Source organism: Kitasatospora sp. NPDC059327, assembly GCF_042752535.1.
Classification (GTDB): domain Bacteria; phylum Actinomycetota; class Actinomycetes; order Streptomycetales; family Streptomycetaceae; genus Kitasatospora.
The window spans coordinates 56581-70855 of record NZ_JBHYYB010000009.1; the positions used below are offsets into that span (position 1 = coordinate 56581).

The following is a 14275-nucleotide window of genomic DNA, read 5'->3' on the forward strand; positions in this document are numbered from 1 at the left end:
TCGACGACGTCGTCAACGTCGGCGGCCGCTCCCCGCACATGCGGGGTTGGTCCCGGGCGGGGCCGAACGCTTCGAAGAGACCGATTCCGCTCCCCGCACATGCGGGGTTGGTCCCACCAGGAAGGAGGTCATCCTCCGGGAGGCCGTCCGCTCCCCGCACATGCGGGGTTGGTCCCGAGACCACCAAACGAGCATTCCTCGACTTCGCCCGCTCCCCGCACATGCGGGGTTGGTCCCATGGACCGCTACCTGACCGGCGGGGCCAAGCACCACTCCCCGCACATGCGGGGTTGGTCCCGGCAACGGCACCCTCGACGCCGGCCCAGAGGCCCGCTCCCCGCGCATGCGGGGTTGATCCCACCTGGGCCGTCTTGCCATTGGCAGGCCAAGACCGTGGTGTTCGTCGGCGTCCGGTCGGAGGGCCGGCGCATCGTCGGCAGCCAGGGCGGCAGGGAAGTCGGGGACTGCGGGGTCGGGGCGCCGCCGGGTGGCGAGCCGGATCGCCAACCGGCGGTGCAAGAGGCAGCGGGCGCCGATCCGGCAGCGGGCCCCGGTGGCGGTCTCGGACACGCGGGCCGAAGACCGCCGACCAGGTGTTCGAGCGGGCAGTCGAAACGGGCGTTCACCGCCCTCGGCCACACCGACACGTCCGCGGGAACCGCGAGGGCGTCCGGGACCGGGTCGAGGCCGGCCTTCCCGCCGAGGCCGTCCGACCTGGGGCGGAGCGGCGAGGGTTCCGTGTGGAGTCCTCGCCGCTCGACCGCCGGACGGCGCGTGGACACACTCGGCACACCTTTTGCTCACCAACCGACAGACCTTCAAACACCAGGACAAAAGCCCGACTCGACTGCGAAGTTGAGAGCAGATCCTAATATCTGATGTAGAATCATAGGTGCAAGGGGGGCCTTGGGGCCGATGCGGAAGCCATCGGCGGGCCGCCCACCAGCAGGGGGAACGACCGTCATGACCTACCACCTCGACACTGCGCGCGCGATCATCAACGAGCGGATGCGGGAAGCCGAGCAGCAGCGTCTCGCCCACGCGATGTACCTCAAGAACCGCGCCGAGGCCAAGACCCGGCGGGCACGCCTGCTCCTCGCCCGTCTCGGCGGGTGAGCACCACCGCGGCGAGCCGTCGCTCGCGGCATTCCGGCCGGACGCGTGGTCGTCCGGCCGGTCGCCGATCCGGAAACACCACGTCGGAAGCGTGACACCGCGCCCGACCCTCCCCACCCAGCTCCGGGCGTTGACCGAGTCCGCCCGGGATCAGATCTCCCCAACGGGTACGGATCGTCCGTCGGGTGCGAGGAGCCTCAGGTCCTGAGCGTCGGACGAGAATCGTGAGGACCGCCGCCTCGCGCGGCCCGTGCCGGGTCGGCGAAGGCCCCACCCGCCAGCGAGAGTTGCCCGCGACACGCGGGCAGGGACGCGCCGGACGGCCCACTCCCCCGCGGACCGGGGGCCGCCCCCAGGAAGCCCTGTCCTTGCGGTCTCACTGTCAATCTTTTGCGCACCATGTGCGGCGGCTCGCTGCCCTCCGGCACGAGGATCCGGCCGCAGGTGCCTCCACCGCGCAGGCCCCCACCGTCACCGTCCACCCTCGGCCCGGGCGACTTCGAGCAGGTCGCGGGCCGAAGGGTCGGCCACCGGCACGGCGAGGGCCCCGGAGACCGCGTGGTCTCCGGGGCCCTCCGTCGCACGGTGCGGTGCGGTGCGCGGGCGGTCAGGACTCCGCGCGCGGCGGCGCCGTCGACCCCCGGACCACCAGCTCCGGCTCGAACAGCAGCTCGTCGTGGGTGATCCGGGCGCCGCCGATCTCCCCCACCAGCAGGTCCACCGCGGCCCGGCCCATCGCCTCGATCGGCTGCCGGACGGTGGTCAGCGGCGGGTCGGTGCAGGTCATGAACGACGAGTCGTCGTAGCCGATCACCGACACGTCGTCCGGCACCGAGAGACCGGCCCGGCGGACCGCCCTGACCGCGCCGAGCGCCAGCGGGTCGCTCGCGCAGATGATGCCGGTGACGCCCTCCCGGAGCAGCCGGGTGGTGGCGGCCTGGCCGCCCTCCAGTGTGAAAAGCGCCCGCTCGACCCGGCTCTGCGGCAGGTCGAGGCCGGCCTTCGCCGCCGCGGCCTGCGCGGCGGCCAGCTTGCGGCGGGACGGCACGTGGTCGGCCGGGCCGAGCACCAGGCCGATCCGGCGGTGCCCGAGCTGGCGCAGGTGGCCGATCGACTGCTCGACCGCCACCGCGTCGTCGCAGGACACCCGGGCGAAGTCGAGTCCCTCGATGGCCGCGTTCAGCAGCACCGTCGGCAGGCTGCGCTCGGCCAGCCGGGCGTAGTGGTCGTGGGCGGCGTCGGCCTGGGCATAGAGACCGCCGAAGAAGACCACGCCCGAGACCTGTTGGGAGAGCAGCAGGTCGACGTAGTCCGCCTCGGACACCCCGCCGGCGGTCTGGGTGCAGAGCACGGGGGTGAATCCCTGGCCGGCCAGCGCGCCGCCCACCGCCTCGGCGAAGGCCGGGAAGATCGGGTTCTGCAGCTCGGGCATCACCAGGCCCACCAGCCGGGCGCGTTCGCCCCGCAGCTGGGTGGGGCGCTCGTAGCCGAGCACGTCCAGGGCGGTCAGGACGGCGGCCCTGGTCGCCTCCGAGACTCCGGGCTTGTCGTTCAGCACCCGGCTGACGGTGGCCTCGCTGACCCCGACCTTCTGCGCCACCTGGGCAAGTCGTCGTGTCATGGGGGGAGTGTACGTCGTTCAGCGCAAGAATTTGCGTGTTCTTGCGCTCTCGTGAAGGACCGCCTGTGCCGCCTCCCGAACCGCTGCCGCCGCGCCCGCCCGCGCCCATGCCCACCAGCCCGCCCACCCGCACTCCGGGCCGAGGATGTGTGCCCGTGGCCGGCCGCCATGTCACAGGGCAGCTGCAGCTCTTGATCATCGATGTACTTCCGCAGGTCAGGTGATCGCGCCGGCCTTCCCGACATGCGGGATCCACCCCCTTCCCACACAGTGGGCGTGTGCGCTGACCCATATCGCCGGCCATGGCCTCCACGGCGACCTCCGGACGCCGTTCACCTGCCGGAGTCGGCCCCGGGCAGCGCGATGAGGAAACCCGACCGCAGGGCAGTGCGTGTTCATATCGCCGGCCCCGGACTGGATGAAACGATGCAAATTCCCGGCGGTGACACGACCGGCCTCCTCCCCATCAGCATGGTCATCGGCGAGATCGATGACCTCGGCAACCCGCAAGTAGACTTCGGATTCCGATTCTACAATTCTGGCGCATTCGGGGCGGACTACAGCTTTCTCAGCCTGGACATCTCCGGAGTTTCGACCTCGAATCTCCAGCAGCAGCTGAACTCACTCATTGTGACAAGCCCGGTCTCGATGGCCGCCATTCCCTCGCAGGAGCCCGACGCAACCCTGCGGACCTTCTCGGAGGCTCCCCCCACCTCCGCCCTCACGCCCCAGACTGTCAGGCTTTTTCTGGGCGGCTTCCTTCGGGGTGAATGGATCGTGAACTTCGACACCCCCATTCACTCGTTCAATCTTGACGGCCGCTGGGCAATTCGACCGTGACACAAGGACGAGGTCGACCGTGACGCAGGGACGAGGTCGCCGGGCTGGAGATCGCCGCGGGCGATCCGCCGGCGGACCTTCCACCGGCCCTGGGAGATCCGGGGCGACTTGACGTCGGCGGCCCGCCGGGCCGCGCCGGTCGGGCCGGTCGGGCCGGAGCAGTCGAAGCCGGACGGTCCGGCATCACCCCGGACATAGGGCTTGCCCGGCTGCGCGTAGGCGAACTGGACGACCGCGCCGGCGCGGCCGCCGGCCGGACCGCTGTACGCGCGACGTTCGGCGGAGGCGGAGGCGGAGGCGGAGCGGGAGGCCCGGACGGCGGCACCCGACGCACTTCTACTAAGCACCTTAAGATGCAGCCGGTGCGGTTCCGCACCCCGCCCCACCCCCTCCACACCGGCCCCACCGTCCACCCCTTGAGAACTTCCGGTTCCGGCACGACCCGGGGCATCCCGGCGCCGACCCCTCTGAAGTGCGACGAAGCACAAAGCGAGGGCAAGGTCACACCCTCGTCCTCTGCTGCGCCCACGCGAACGAGCGCTAACCTGCGGGCATGACGGTCCCGCCCGAAGGGCTTCCCCTGGCCGCCGAATTCCCGGCCGCACACCGCGAGCAGTGGCAGCACCTCGTCGAGGGCGTGCTGCGAAAGTCGGGTGCGCAGCCCGCGGACGGCGCAGCGGCCGAGCAGGCGCTCACCACCGCCCTCCAGGACGGGCTGCGCGCCCGCCCGCTGTACACCGCCGAGGACTCCTCGGCCGAGCCCGGTTACCCGGGCTTCCCGCCGTTCGTCCGCGGCGGGCGGCCGCAGGGCAGTTCGGTCTCCGGCTGGGACGTCCGCCAGCGGCACACCGACCCGGACCCGCGCCGTGCCAACGAGGCGGTACTGGCCGATCTGGAGAACGGCGGGAGTTCGCTCTGGCTGGAGCTGGGCGGCGACGCCCTGCCGGTCGCGGCCCTGCCCGAGGCGCTGACCGGCGTCTACCTCGACCTGGCCGGCATCGTGCTCGACGCGGGACCGGAATTCACCGCCGCCGCCGAGCAGTTGTTCACGCTCTACGAGGAGCGCGAGATCTCCGCCGGCGCCGCCGCGGGCACCCTCGGCGCCGACCCGCTGGGTCTGGAGGCCCGCACCGGCGAGGCCGGGCGGACCGAGACCCTGCTCGCCGAGGCCACTGCTCTCGCGGCCCGCTGTGCCGGGGGCTTCCCGCACCTGCGGGCGCTCGTCGTCGACGCCCTCCCCTACCACGAGGCCGGCGCCTCCCCCGCGCAGGAGCTCGGCTGCTCCCTCGCCACCGGCGTCGCCTATCTGCGCGCGCTCACCGCCACCGGGCTGTCCGTCGACGCCGCGCTCGGCCAGCTGGAGTTCCGCTACGCGGCCGACGCCGACCAGTTCCTGACGATCGCGAAGTTCCGTGCCGCGCGCCGGCTCTGGGCCCGGGTGGCCGAGGTGTCGGGGGCCGCGCCGGAGGCCTCGGCGCAGCGTCAGCACGCCGTGACCTCGGCCGTGATGATGACCGCGCGCGACCCGTGGGTGAACATGCTGCGCACCACGGTGGCCTGTCTGGCCGCCGGGGTCGGCGGCGCCGACGCGGTGAGCGTCCAGCCGTTCGACAGCGCGGTCGGCCTGTCCGACGCCTTCGCCCGCCGGATCGCCCGCAACACCCAGTCGATCCTGCTGGAGGAGTCCCACCTGGCCCGGGTCGTCGACCCGGCCGGCGGCTCCTGGTACGTGGAACAGCTGACCGACGAGCTCGCGCACGCCGCCTGGGACTGGTTCCAGGAGATCGAGCGGGCCGGCGGCCAGCGGGCCGCGCTGGGCTCCGGCCTGGTCGGCGAGCGGATCGCCGCCACCTGGGCGGAGCGCACCACGGCCCTCGCCAAGCGGCGTGAACCGATCACCGGTGTCAGCGAGTTCCCGAACCTGGACGAGCAGTCGCTGGTCCGCCCGCCGGCTCCGGCCGGGCCCGGCGGCGGGTTGCCGCGGGTGCGGCGCGCCGACGCGTACGAGGCGCTGCGCGCCCGCTCGGACGCCCGGCTGGCCGCCACCGGGGCCCGCCCGGCCCTCTTCCTGGCCTCCCTCGGGACGGCCGCCGCGCACACCGCGCGCACCACCTTCGCCGCCAACCTGTTCCAGGCCGGCGGCATCGCGACCACGGCCGTCGAGACCGCGGTGACCGAGCCCGGCGCCCCGGCCAGGGTCGCCGAGGCCTTCGCCGCCTCCGGCGCGCGGGTGGCCTGCCTCTGCTCCAGCGACCAGCTGTACGGGGAGCACGCCGAGGCCGTGGCCGAGGCGCTCAAGGCGGCCGGTGCCCGGCGGGTGCTGCTGGCCGGCCGGCCCGGCGAGCTGCGCGAGGCGTACGAGCGGGCAGGCGTGGACGGGTTCGTGGTCGCGGGCGGCGACGCCGTCGCGGTCCTGTCCTCGCTCCTGGACGAGATCACCGACGAAAGCGGAGTGGCCTGATGATCCCCGACTTCACCGGAATCGGACTGGCCGGGGACGGGCGGGCGGACGTCACCGGCGAGCAGTGGCGCGGCGCCTGGCGGCAGGCCACCGGCAAGGACGTCGACGAGCTGCTCTGGGACACCCCCGAGGGCATCGGCGTCAAGCCGCTCTACACCGCGGACGACCTGGCGGGCCTGGACTTCCTGGGCACCTACCCCGGCATCGCCCCGTACCTGCGCGGCCCGTACCCGACGATGTACGTCAACCAGCCGTGGACGGTCCGGCAGTACGCCGGCTTCTCCACCGCCGAGGAGTCCAACGCCTTCTACCGCCGCAACCTGGCGGCCGGTCAGAAGGGCCTCTCGGTCGCCTTCGACCTGCCGACCCACCGCGGCTACGACAGCGACCACCCGCGGGTCACCGGCGACGTCGGCATGGCCGGCGTGGCGATCGACTCCATCTACGACATGCGCCAGCTCTTCGACGGCATCCCGCTGGACCGGATGTCGGTGTCGATGACCATGAACGGCGCGGTGCTGCCCGTGCTGGCGCTGTACATCGTGGCGGCCGAGGAGCAGGGGGTGGCGCCCGAGAAGCTGGCGGGGACCATCCAGAACGACATCCTCAAGGAGTTCATGGTCCGCAACACCTACATCTACCCGCCGCAGCCGTCGATGCGGATCATCTCGGACATCTTCGCGTACACCTCGCAGAAGATGCCGCGGTACAACTCGATCTCCATCTCCGGCTACCACATCCAGGAGGCCGGGGCCACCGCCGACCTGGAGCTGGCCTACACCCTGGCCGACGGCGTCGAGTACCTGCGGGCGGGCCTGGACGTCGGGCTGGACGTGGACGCCTTCGCGCCGCGCCTGTCGTTCTTCTGGGCGATCGGCATGAACTTCTTCATGGAGGTCGCCAAGCTGCGCGCGGCCCGGCTGCTCTGGGCCAAGCTGGTCAAGCAGTTCGACCCGAAGAACGCCAAGTCGCTCTCGCTGCGCACCCATTCGCAGACCTCCGGCTGGTCGCTCACCGCGCAGGACGTGTTCAACAACGTCACCCGCACCTGTGTGGAGGCGATGGCGGCCACTCAGGGCCACACCCAGTCGCTGCACACCAACGCCCTCGACGAGGCGCTGGCGCTGCCGACCGACTTCTCGGCCCGGATCGCCCGCAACACCCAGCTGCTGCTCCAGCAGGAGTCCGGCACCTGCCGGTCGATCGACCCGTGGGGCGGCTCCGCGTACGTCGAGAAGCTCACCCACGACCTGGCCCGCCGCGCCTGGCAGCACATCCAGGAGGTGGAGGCGGCCGGCGGCATGGCCAAGGCCATCGACGCCGGCATCCCCAAGCTGCGCGTCGAGGAGGCCGCCGCCCGCACCCAGGCCCGGATCGACTCCGGCCGCCAGCCGGTGATCGGCGTCAACAAGTACCGGGTGGACAGCGACGAGCAGATCGACGTGCTCAAGGTCGACAACTCCTCGGTGCGCGCCCGCCAGATCGAGAAGCTCCGCCGGCTGCGCGACGAGCGCGACGAGGCCGTCACCCAGGCCACCCTGCACGCGCTCACCCGGGCGGCCGAGGCCGGCGCGCAGCGCGGCGGTTCGCTCGACGGCAACCTGCTGCACCTGGCCGTGAACGCGGCCCGGGCCAAGGCCACCGTCGGCGAGATCTCGGACGCCCTGGAGAAGGTGTACGGCCGCCACTCGGGCCAGATCCGTACCATCTCGGGTGTGTACCGAGACGAAGCCGGGCCCTCGGCCCCCCTCCAGCGCACCCGGGACCTGGTCGAGCGGTTCGAGCAGGCCGAGGGCCGGCGCCCACGCATCCTGGTCGCCAAGATGGGCCAGGACGGCCACGACCGCGGGCAGAAGGTGATCGCCACCGCCTTCGCCGACCTCGGTTTCACCGTCGACGTCGGTCCGCTGTTCCAGACCCCGGCGGAGGTCGCCCGCCAGGCCGTCGAGGCGGACGTGCACATCGTCGGCGTCTCCTCGCTGGCCGCCGGCCACCTCACCCTGGTGCCGGCCCTGCGCGCCGAACTGGCCGAGGCCGGCCGGGAGGACATCACCATCGTGGTCGGCGGGGTCATCCCCCCGGGTGACTTCGACGCCCTGTACGAGGCGGGGGCGGCCGCCGTCTTCCCGCCCGGCACGGTGATCCCGGAGGCCGCCTACGACCTGCTGACGTCGCTCGCCGCCGATCTCGGCCACGAGATCTGAGGCGCTGAGCCGATGGCGCCCCGGACGATCGACCTCGACCAGTACGCCCAGGGAGTACGGGAGGGCTCGCGCGCGTACATCGCGCGGGCCATCACCCTCGTCGAGTCCACCCGGCCCGACCACCGCGCGCTGGCGCAGCAGCTGCTCACCGCGCTGCTGCCGCACGCGGGCGGGGCCGTCCGGGTGGGCATCACCGGCGTCCCCGGTGTCGGCAAGTCGACCTTCATCGACGCCTTCGGGACCATGCTCACCGGGCTGGGCCACCGCGTCGCGGTGCTCGCCGTCGATCCGACGTCCAGCCGCACCGGCGGCTCCATCCTGGGCGACAAGACCCGGATGGAGCGCCTGGCGGTCGACCCCGACGCCTTCGTCCGCCCCTCGCCGACGTCCGGCACGCTCGGCGGGGTGGCCCGGGCCACCCGGGAGTCGATGGTGGTGATGGAGGCGGCCGGCTACGACGTGGTGCTGATCGAGACGGTCGGCGTCGGACAGTCGGAGACCACGGTGGCCGGCATGGTCGACTCCTTCCTGCTGCTCAGCCTGGCCCGCACCGGGGACCAGCTCCAAGGCATCAAGAAGGGCGTGCTGGAACTCGCGGACATCATCGCGGTCAACAAGGCGGACGGCCCGCACGAGACCGACGCCAAGGCCGCCGCCCGCGAACTCGCTGGCGCGCTGCGGCTGTTGCAGCCACCGGACGCACCGTGGAACCCGCCGGTCCTGACCTGCAGCGGCCGCGACGGCGCCGGCCTGGACGTGCTGTGGGAGCGGCTCCAGCAGCACCGCAAGGTCCTCGACGCCACCGGTGCCCTCGCCGCCAAGCGCCGCGACCAGCAGGTGGAGTGGACGTGGGCGATGGTCCACGACCAGCTCTACGCCCGCCTGCACGCCCACCCCGAGGTGCAGCGGCTCGCCCCCGACCTGGAACGCCAGGTCCGCGCGGGCACCCTGCCGGCCGGGTTGGCGGCCCAACGGATCCTGGACGCGTTCTCCGGCCCGCCGGAAGGCGGCTGATGCGTGGAAGGGCTCCGGACCGGTGAACACAACGGTCCGGAGCCGTCCGCTCCTGCCGCGCCCCGGTCAGACGGCGTTGCCCGCCGCGAAGAGGCCGCTCGGCCAACGGCCCAGCCAGAAGGCCGCCGTGGATTCCTGCTGCCCCTCGGTGGAACCGTCGTGGGGCAGGAACTCGGTGGGAGCCACGTAGCCGTCACCAGGGTCGAGTCGCAGCCGGTAGCAGCGCACTGGCCGACCCTCGATCACATAGCTTCGCAGGTCGTCGGTGTGCGGGTAGCGCGCGGTCCAGTCACTGTGCACGGCACGGCAGACGGTCTGTGCGTCCTGATCGCAGACGAGCAGGTATCGGGTACCGGGACCGAGGTTGATGCACAGTCGACGGCGACCGGTGTGCTTGGCCGCGTACGGGAGCCTGTCCCAGTTGTCGAGGTGGAGGCCGATCAGCAGGCCGCTGCCGTGGTGCGATGTCGTGGTGAGGCCGTCGGCCGGGCTGAGCGCCCGGCCGAGTCGGGTGACGCCCGGGCGGTCGAGCCAGGTTCGGTCGATGTTCTTGACATCGACAAGCTCCACCAGGACATCGTCCGGAGTGCCCGCAGCCGGGGCCAAGCCCCGGGCGAGGTCCCGGGTCAGCGGCCGCCAGGGACCGGAGGGCACCACGGCGCCGTCCTCGTAGGCCCGGTGTCCGTGAACAGCACGCACATCGGCCGTATCGCAGCGACCGGCCAACACGCCGAACCCGGCCGCGATGGCGAGGCTCATCGGCCAACCCTCCCTCCCCCGACTGGAAGATCGTCCCCCCATGTCACCGCGAGTTCGGCGGTCAGCGCCTGGCCCAGGTCGGCCTCCTGAGCGCGATCGATGATGACCCGCGCCAGGTTGGCCGCGCCCCTGATGCCGCTCAGCTCGTTCCCGCGCAGGTCCACATCCTTGTAGGTGCCACGCCCGAACTCGGCGGCGCGCAACGTGCAGTCCTCCAGAACGGCGCGGGTCAGATCGCACCCGGTGAAGGTTGCCTCGGAGAGAACACACCGGGAGAACGCGACCGGTCCGGCGGCTCGGACCTGCTCGAAGGCGGAGTAGTCGAGTCTGCAGCTTTCGAAGATCACGTTGTCCAGCGTGAGACCGCTGAGGTTCGCCCCCATGATCTTGCAGTTCCGGAAGACCACCCGGGACAGCTTGCTGTCCACCCACTGCGCCGATCCGAGGTCGCAGCCGTCGAACTCGACCGAATCGGCGCGCACGTCCTCCAGCCGAACACGGGCGGCACGCAGGTTTCCGATGCGGCCGGTGATCAGCTGGGCGTGCGCCAGGTCGAGATCCCGCAGGTCGGCGTCGGCGTACCGGAAGTCCTGGACGGTGCCACGGCTGTTCTCCAGCGAGGTGACGTTCGAAAGGTAGCCGTCGGCGAGGCCGGGCAGGGTGACGCGAACGCGGCCGAAGGTACGAGTCTCCATGATCGTGTCTCTCTCGTGAACCGCTGGGCCCGCGAGCAGGCTCGCGGGCCCAGCGTCGCCTACGGGGCTACTTCTTGTTCCAGTTGTCCCAGGTGGGTCGGTTGTCGGACTTCGCGATGACGGGGCCGACCGTCGTCGCACCCACCAGATCGGTGATCACGTCGGCCTCCGTAGTGGCCAGCAGTTCGATCAGGGTCATGCTGCGGTCTCCTTGCGGACGGTATCGGACAGGGCCACGAGAAGGGCCTGCCTCGACACGCGGCAGTAGCTCGTTTCGGTGGTGTCGAAGCTGCCGTTCTCGAAGTACCGGTTGCCGGCCTGCGCACCCCGGCAGAAGTCGAAGAACTCGCAGGAAGCCGATCCCGTGGTGGCGGAGCCGGGTGATGCCTTTGACGATGCGGTCGAAGATCGGTCGGCCGCGCCGGTCCACCCGCGTGGTGTTGCAGTCGGCCGGGCCGTCGATGCTCACGCCCACCCGGACCTCGCGCTCGACGAACAACTCGCACCACCGGTCGCTGATCAGGGTTCCGTTGGTCTGCACGTAGTGGTGCAGTGCCCCCGCACGGCGCAGGGATTCGAAGGGCTCGGCGAGCTCGGCGAAACGCCGCACCCCGACCGTGAGCGGCTCACCGGCGTGCCAGACCAGCTCCACCGGCGCGGCAGGAGTCGCGAACCGCGCGGCAGAGCTGGCCACCGCTTCGGCGACGCGAAGCGGCATCGGCGTGCGCCTGTCCTTCTCGGGCAGGTAGCAGTAGCCGCAGCTGACGTTGCAGTACCCGTCCGGCTGGAGGACCAGGGTTCGCGGTACAGCAGCGATCCTCCGCCGGTACCGGTCGCGTCCTGGTGGATCGGGCATGGGAATCCCCTCTCTCGGTACGTACGTGATTCTCGACGGCCCGGTCCGGCCCCGCGAGAGCGGTCCGGAGCCCGTTCCGTTGCCGTGCGGCGATCCGTCAGCGGCGCCCGACACCGGCGGTCATCGGTCACAGCCCTTGGCGAACCCGACCGTCACGACGGCCGAGAAGAGGAGCCACCACACCAGGCGCACCACGGTCGACCTGTCGAGCCCCGTCATCACGCCACCTCGGGCAGGGAGTGGAGGTCGCACGCCGTGCCCCACCCGTGGGTGGGGCACGGCGCTTCGGCGGGTTCCAAGAACTCGAACCAGACGACCTTGCCCGTCCCCGCCGGGTACCACCCCCAGGCGTGCGCCAGCTCCGCCACCAGCAACAGCCCACGTCCACCGCAGGATTCGGCGTCACGCTCCCGCCGCGGGAGCGCCGGGCACCGGTCCGCGACCTCGACCCGCAACCGTCCGGCGTGGCGCCGGACGGTCACCGCGCAGTCGGCCTGGGTGTGCACCAGAGCGTTGGCGATCACCTCACTCGCACACAACTCCACGTCCTGGAGCACGCCGGGCGCGAGCGGCACTCCCCAGCCCCGCACGATCGCCGTCACCATGCGCCGCGCCGCCGGCACCGCCTCCAGCCCCGGCGGCGCTCCCCCCCTCCAACGGGACCGGGAACCGCGCGTTGCTCAGCGGACTGATCACCACGGACATCCTCCAAGGCCGGGCAGATCAACTGCCAGCACAGGGGCACAAGTCGGTGTCGCGGCAACGACCGCGACACCGACTCACCAGCCCCTCTTCTCACTGTCAGTCAACAAGCCGTCACCTCCGTGAGACCATCGATCATGCGGCGCCCGCATACGGATATGCGGGCGCCGCATCGGACTGCGCCGCTCGGCGTGCCGGCACTCGTACAGTGGGGTGGGCCGTTGAACTGGAATTCGGCAGTGGTCCGAGAGGCATCCCGGACCAGGGACTACGGCAGGGTCATCGAGCTGGCGCGAACCCATCGGCGCATGACACAGGCCCAGTTGGGCGAGATGTGCGGCCTTTCGCAGTCGGCCGTCTCACGGCTGGAGAAGAGGGGCACCAGCCCGTACGCCATGGATGTGCTGCTGAGGATGTCGGAGCACCTGGACATTCCAGCGGCTCTGGTGGGTCTCGCCGGACCCACGATCCAGGCACGGAGCGGAGCCGAGAGCGTGCAGAGACGTCAATTCCTGGGAGTCGTAGCGGCAGCCGCCGCATCACCCGCCCTGGCAGTCGCCGGCGCGGACCCCGTCGATGAGGGCGAGCAGCAGGCCGCGTCCTTGCGCCTCGTCACGATGTCCTACCGTCGCCTGGACGGTTCGACGCCGTCCGGAGATCTGGCCGATGCCGTCCATTCGCATCTTCGGCTGATTCGGAAACTGGTCAGAACGGCCCCGACCGATGGTCGTCGGACCGGGCTCATCGCTGCCGCCAGCGAGGCGGCGAGCCTGGCTGGTTGGCTGGCGTGGGACACGGGGGACAACGGGTCGGCCCGGTCGTTCTACGGCGCAGCCGTCAAGACGGCCAGGTCAGGGACGAGTCCGCTCCTCGCCGCGTACCAGGCCGGAAGTCTGGCGCAGTTCGAGGCACACACCGGCAACGGAGTCCAGGCACTCAGCCTCGTGAGGCGGGCCCGGGGCTTCCTGGACTCCGGCTCCCCCGCGGTCGCCGACGCATGGCTGTCGGCCGTGGAAGCTCTCGGGCACGCGGCCACCGGCGACCAGCGCAGTGCGGACCGTTCACTGGTGCACAGCAGAACGGTGGTCCAGGCCGATGCGGTAGCTGAACCACCCCCCTGGCCGTGGGTGTTCGTCTTCGATGAGAGCAAGGTCGCCGGCTTCCGGTTGACCTGTGGAGCCAAGCTGGGACTCTCCCGATGGGTCTCCGAGAGCGCGGGCCCGGTCCTCACCTCCGGCAACCCGAAACAACGGGCGCTGCTCGTGCTGGACATCGCGGCGGGACACCTTGCGGCGGGACGCGTGGAGGCGGCGTTCACGCTGGCGACGCAAGCCCTGGAAGTCGGCCGCCAGTTCCGTTCAGGGCGCATCGTCGAACGGGGACGCGCACTCAGACGGTCGTTCAGAACGTCCTCACCACCCAAAGTGGTGCGGGAGTTCGACGAGCGCATGTACGACATGCATCTCTAGGGAGGAATCCGATGCGGATCGGAATCACGGGCCACCGAGGGCTGTCCGAGTCGATCGAACGGCAGGTCCGGCGACTGCTGGAAGGAGCGGTCGCGGGAGAGGACCGGAGCCGGCTGACCATCGTGTCCTGCATCGCGGACGGGCCGGACGCGTGGCTGGCCGAGGTCGCGCTCGACCGGGGCGCCCGACTGGAGGTCGTCGTACCGGCCGACGAGTACCGGGCCGGGCTGCCGCAATGGCATCACGACGTCTACGACCGGCTGCTGCACGGCGCGGCCGCCGTTCACCGGATCGGGCGGGTCGAGTCCGACGAGGCGGCCCACATGGCGGCGAGCGAGCTTCTCGTCGGGCAGGTCGACCGGCTCCTCGCCGTCTGGGACGGACTGCCGGCACGCGGGTTCGGCGGGACGGCGGATGTCGTCGCGTACGCGCGGCGGCAGGGTGTGCCGGTGGAGGTGCTGTGGCCGGAGGGAATGCGGAGGTGAGCGGGGACCGACCCCGGACCGCACTCGCGGTCCGGGGCCGGTCCGTTGCCGGT

The 14275-nt window shown here is 71.5% G+C and carries 12 protein-coding genes and 1 CRISPR repeat array (1 of these 13 cut by a window edge); of the genes, 7 read left to right on the plus strand and 5 right to left on the minus strand.

What is annotated here, in order from left to right:
• Positions 1 to 359: direct repeats of the CRISPR family, unit length 29 nt; unit sequence CCGCTCCCCGCACATGCGGGGTTGGTCCC (it extends 1260 nt beyond the left edge of the window).
• Positions 360 to 963: 604 nt separating this feature from the next.
• The gene (locus tag ACFXHB_RS08655; RefSeq protein ID WP_380573105.1) at positions 964 to 1116 is read left to right on the plus strand and encodes a hypothetical protein; all 153 of its coding nucleotides are present in this window, start codon (positions 964 to 966) and stop codon (positions 1114 to 1116) included.
• Between the two features lie 607 nt (positions 1117 to 1723).
• Here the strand turns inward: ACFXHB_RS08655 and ACFXHB_RS08660 are convergent.
• Complete coding sequence (locus ACFXHB_RS08660) at positions 1724 to 2737, minus strand: LacI family DNA-binding transcriptional regulator (protein ID WP_380573106.1); 1014 nt, start codon at positions 2735 to 2737, stop codon at positions 1724 to 1726.
• 387 nt (positions 2738 to 3124) lie between these two features.
• Here ACFXHB_RS08660 and ACFXHB_RS08665 point away from each other — a divergent pair, with 387 nt between their 5' ends.
• The 4 genes from ACFXHB_RS08665 to meaB all read left to right on the plus strand — a co-directional run bounded on the left by ACFXHB_RS08665 (position 3125) and on the right by meaB (position 9256).
• Positions 3125 to 3577 carry a hypothetical protein gene (locus tag ACFXHB_RS08665; RefSeq protein WP_380573107.1) on the plus strand — a complete coding sequence of 151 codons (453 nt, stop codon included), beginning with the start codon at positions 3125 to 3127 and terminating at the stop codon, positions 3575 to 3577.
• A 553-nt stretch (positions 3578 to 4130) separates the two neighbouring features.
• Positions 4131 to 6038, plus strand: coding sequence for a methylmalonyl-CoA mutase family protein (locus tag ACFXHB_RS08670; protein WP_380573108.1), 1908 nt, complete (start codon positions 4131 to 4133; stop codon positions 6036 to 6038).
• Positions 6038 to 8242, plus strand: coding sequence for a methylmalonyl-CoA mutase (gene scpA / locus ACFXHB_RS08675; RefSeq protein WP_380573109.1), 2205 nt, complete (start codon positions 6038 to 6040; stop codon positions 8240 to 8242). Before ACFXHB_RS08670 ends, scpA begins: the two co-directional genes overlap by 1 nt.
• A 12-nt stretch (positions 8243 to 8254) precedes the next feature.
• The gene (meaB, locus tag ACFXHB_RS08680; protein WP_380573110.1) at positions 8255 to 9256 is read left to right on the plus strand and encodes a methylmalonyl Co-A mutase-associated GTPase MeaB; all 1002 of its coding nucleotides are present in this window, start codon (positions 8255 to 8257) and stop codon (positions 9254 to 9256) included.
• 66 nt (positions 9257 to 9322) lie between these two features.
• Here meaB and ACFXHB_RS08685 read toward each other — a convergent pair whose 3' ends face one another.
• The 4 genes from ACFXHB_RS08685 to ACFXHB_RS08700 form a co-directional block, all read right to left on the minus strand.
• A complete protein-coding gene (locus ACFXHB_RS08685; RefSeq protein ID WP_380573111.1) occupies positions 9323 to 10015 on the minus strand; it encodes a hypothetical protein in 693 nt (230 codons plus the stop codon).
• A complete protein-coding gene (locus tag ACFXHB_RS08690; RefSeq protein ID WP_380573112.1) occupies positions 10012 to 10710 on the minus strand; it encodes a pentapeptide repeat-containing protein in 699 nt (232 codons plus the stop codon). Before ACFXHB_RS08690 ends, ACFXHB_RS08685 begins: the two co-directional genes overlap by 4 nt.
• A gap of 67 nt (positions 10711 to 10777) precedes the next feature.
• A complete protein-coding gene (locus ACFXHB_RS08695) occupies positions 10778 to 11566 on the minus strand; it encodes a radical SAM protein (protein ID WP_380573113.1) in 789 nt (262 codons plus the stop codon).
• Positions 11567 to 11784: 218 nt separating this feature from the next.
• Entirely contained in the window at positions 11785 to 12189 is a 405-nt protein-coding gene (locus ACFXHB_RS08700) for an ATP-binding protein (protein WP_380573114.1), read from the minus strand.
• 237 nt (positions 12190 to 12426) lie between these two features.
• Here ACFXHB_RS08700 and ACFXHB_RS08705 point away from each other — a divergent pair, with 237 nt between their 5' ends.
• Both ACFXHB_RS08705 and ACFXHB_RS08710 read left to right on the plus strand, forming a co-directional pair.
• Entirely contained in the window at positions 12427 to 13737 is a 1311-nt protein-coding gene (locus ACFXHB_RS08705) for a multiprotein-bridging factor 1 family protein (protein ID WP_380573216.1), read from the plus strand.
• A gap of 11 nt (positions 13738 to 13748) precedes the next feature.
• Positions 13749 to 14222: a hypothetical protein gene (locus ACFXHB_RS08710; protein WP_380573115.1), complete on the plus strand. Its 474-nt coding sequence runs from the start codon at positions 13749 to 13751 to the stop codon at positions 14220 to 14222.
• Positions 14223 to 14275: the final 53 nt, after the last annotated feature.

What these genes read in the sequence shown, in the direction of transcription:
- ACFXHB_RS08655 (WP_380573105.1), top strand. Translation starts at nt 964, where the DNA reads ATGACCTACCACCTCGACACTGCGCGCGCGATCATCAACGAGCGGATG.
- ACFXHB_RS08660 (WP_380573106.1), bottom strand. Translation starts at nt 2,737, where the DNA reads ATGACACGACGACTTGCCCAGGTGGCGCAGAAGGTCGGGGTCAGCGAG.
- ACFXHB_RS08670 (WP_380573108.1), top strand. Translation starts at nt 4,131, where the DNA reads ATGACGGTCCCGCCCGAAGGGCTTCCCCTGGCCGCCGAATTCCCGGCC.
- scpA (WP_380573109.1), top strand. Translation starts at nt 6,038, where the DNA reads ATGATCCCCGACTTCACCGGAATCGGACTGGCCGGGGACGGGCGGGCG.
- meaB (WP_380573110.1), top strand. Translation starts at nt 8,255, where the DNA reads ATGGCGCCCCGGACGATCGACCTCGACCAGTACGCCCAGGGAGTACGG.
- ACFXHB_RS08685 (WP_380573111.1), bottom strand. Translation starts at nt 10,015, where the DNA reads ATGAGCCTCGCCATCGCGGCCGGGTTCGGCGTGTTGGCCGGTCGCTGC.
- ACFXHB_RS08690 (WP_380573112.1), bottom strand. Translation starts at nt 10,710, where the DNA reads ATGGAGACTCGTACCTTCGGCCGCGTTCGCGTCACCCTGCCCGGCCTC.
- ACFXHB_RS08695 (WP_380573113.1), bottom strand. Translation starts at nt 11,566, where the DNA reads ATGCCCGATCCACCAGGACGCGACCGGTACCGGCGGAGGATCGCTGCT.
- ACFXHB_RS08705 (WP_380573216.1), top strand. Translation starts at nt 12,427, where the DNA reads ATGCGGGCGCCGCATCGGACTGCGCCGCTCGGCGTGCCGGCACTCGTA.
- ACFXHB_RS08710 (WP_380573115.1), top strand. Translation starts at nt 13,749, where the DNA reads ATGCGGATCGGAATCACGGGCCACCGAGGGCTGTCCGAGTCGATCGAA.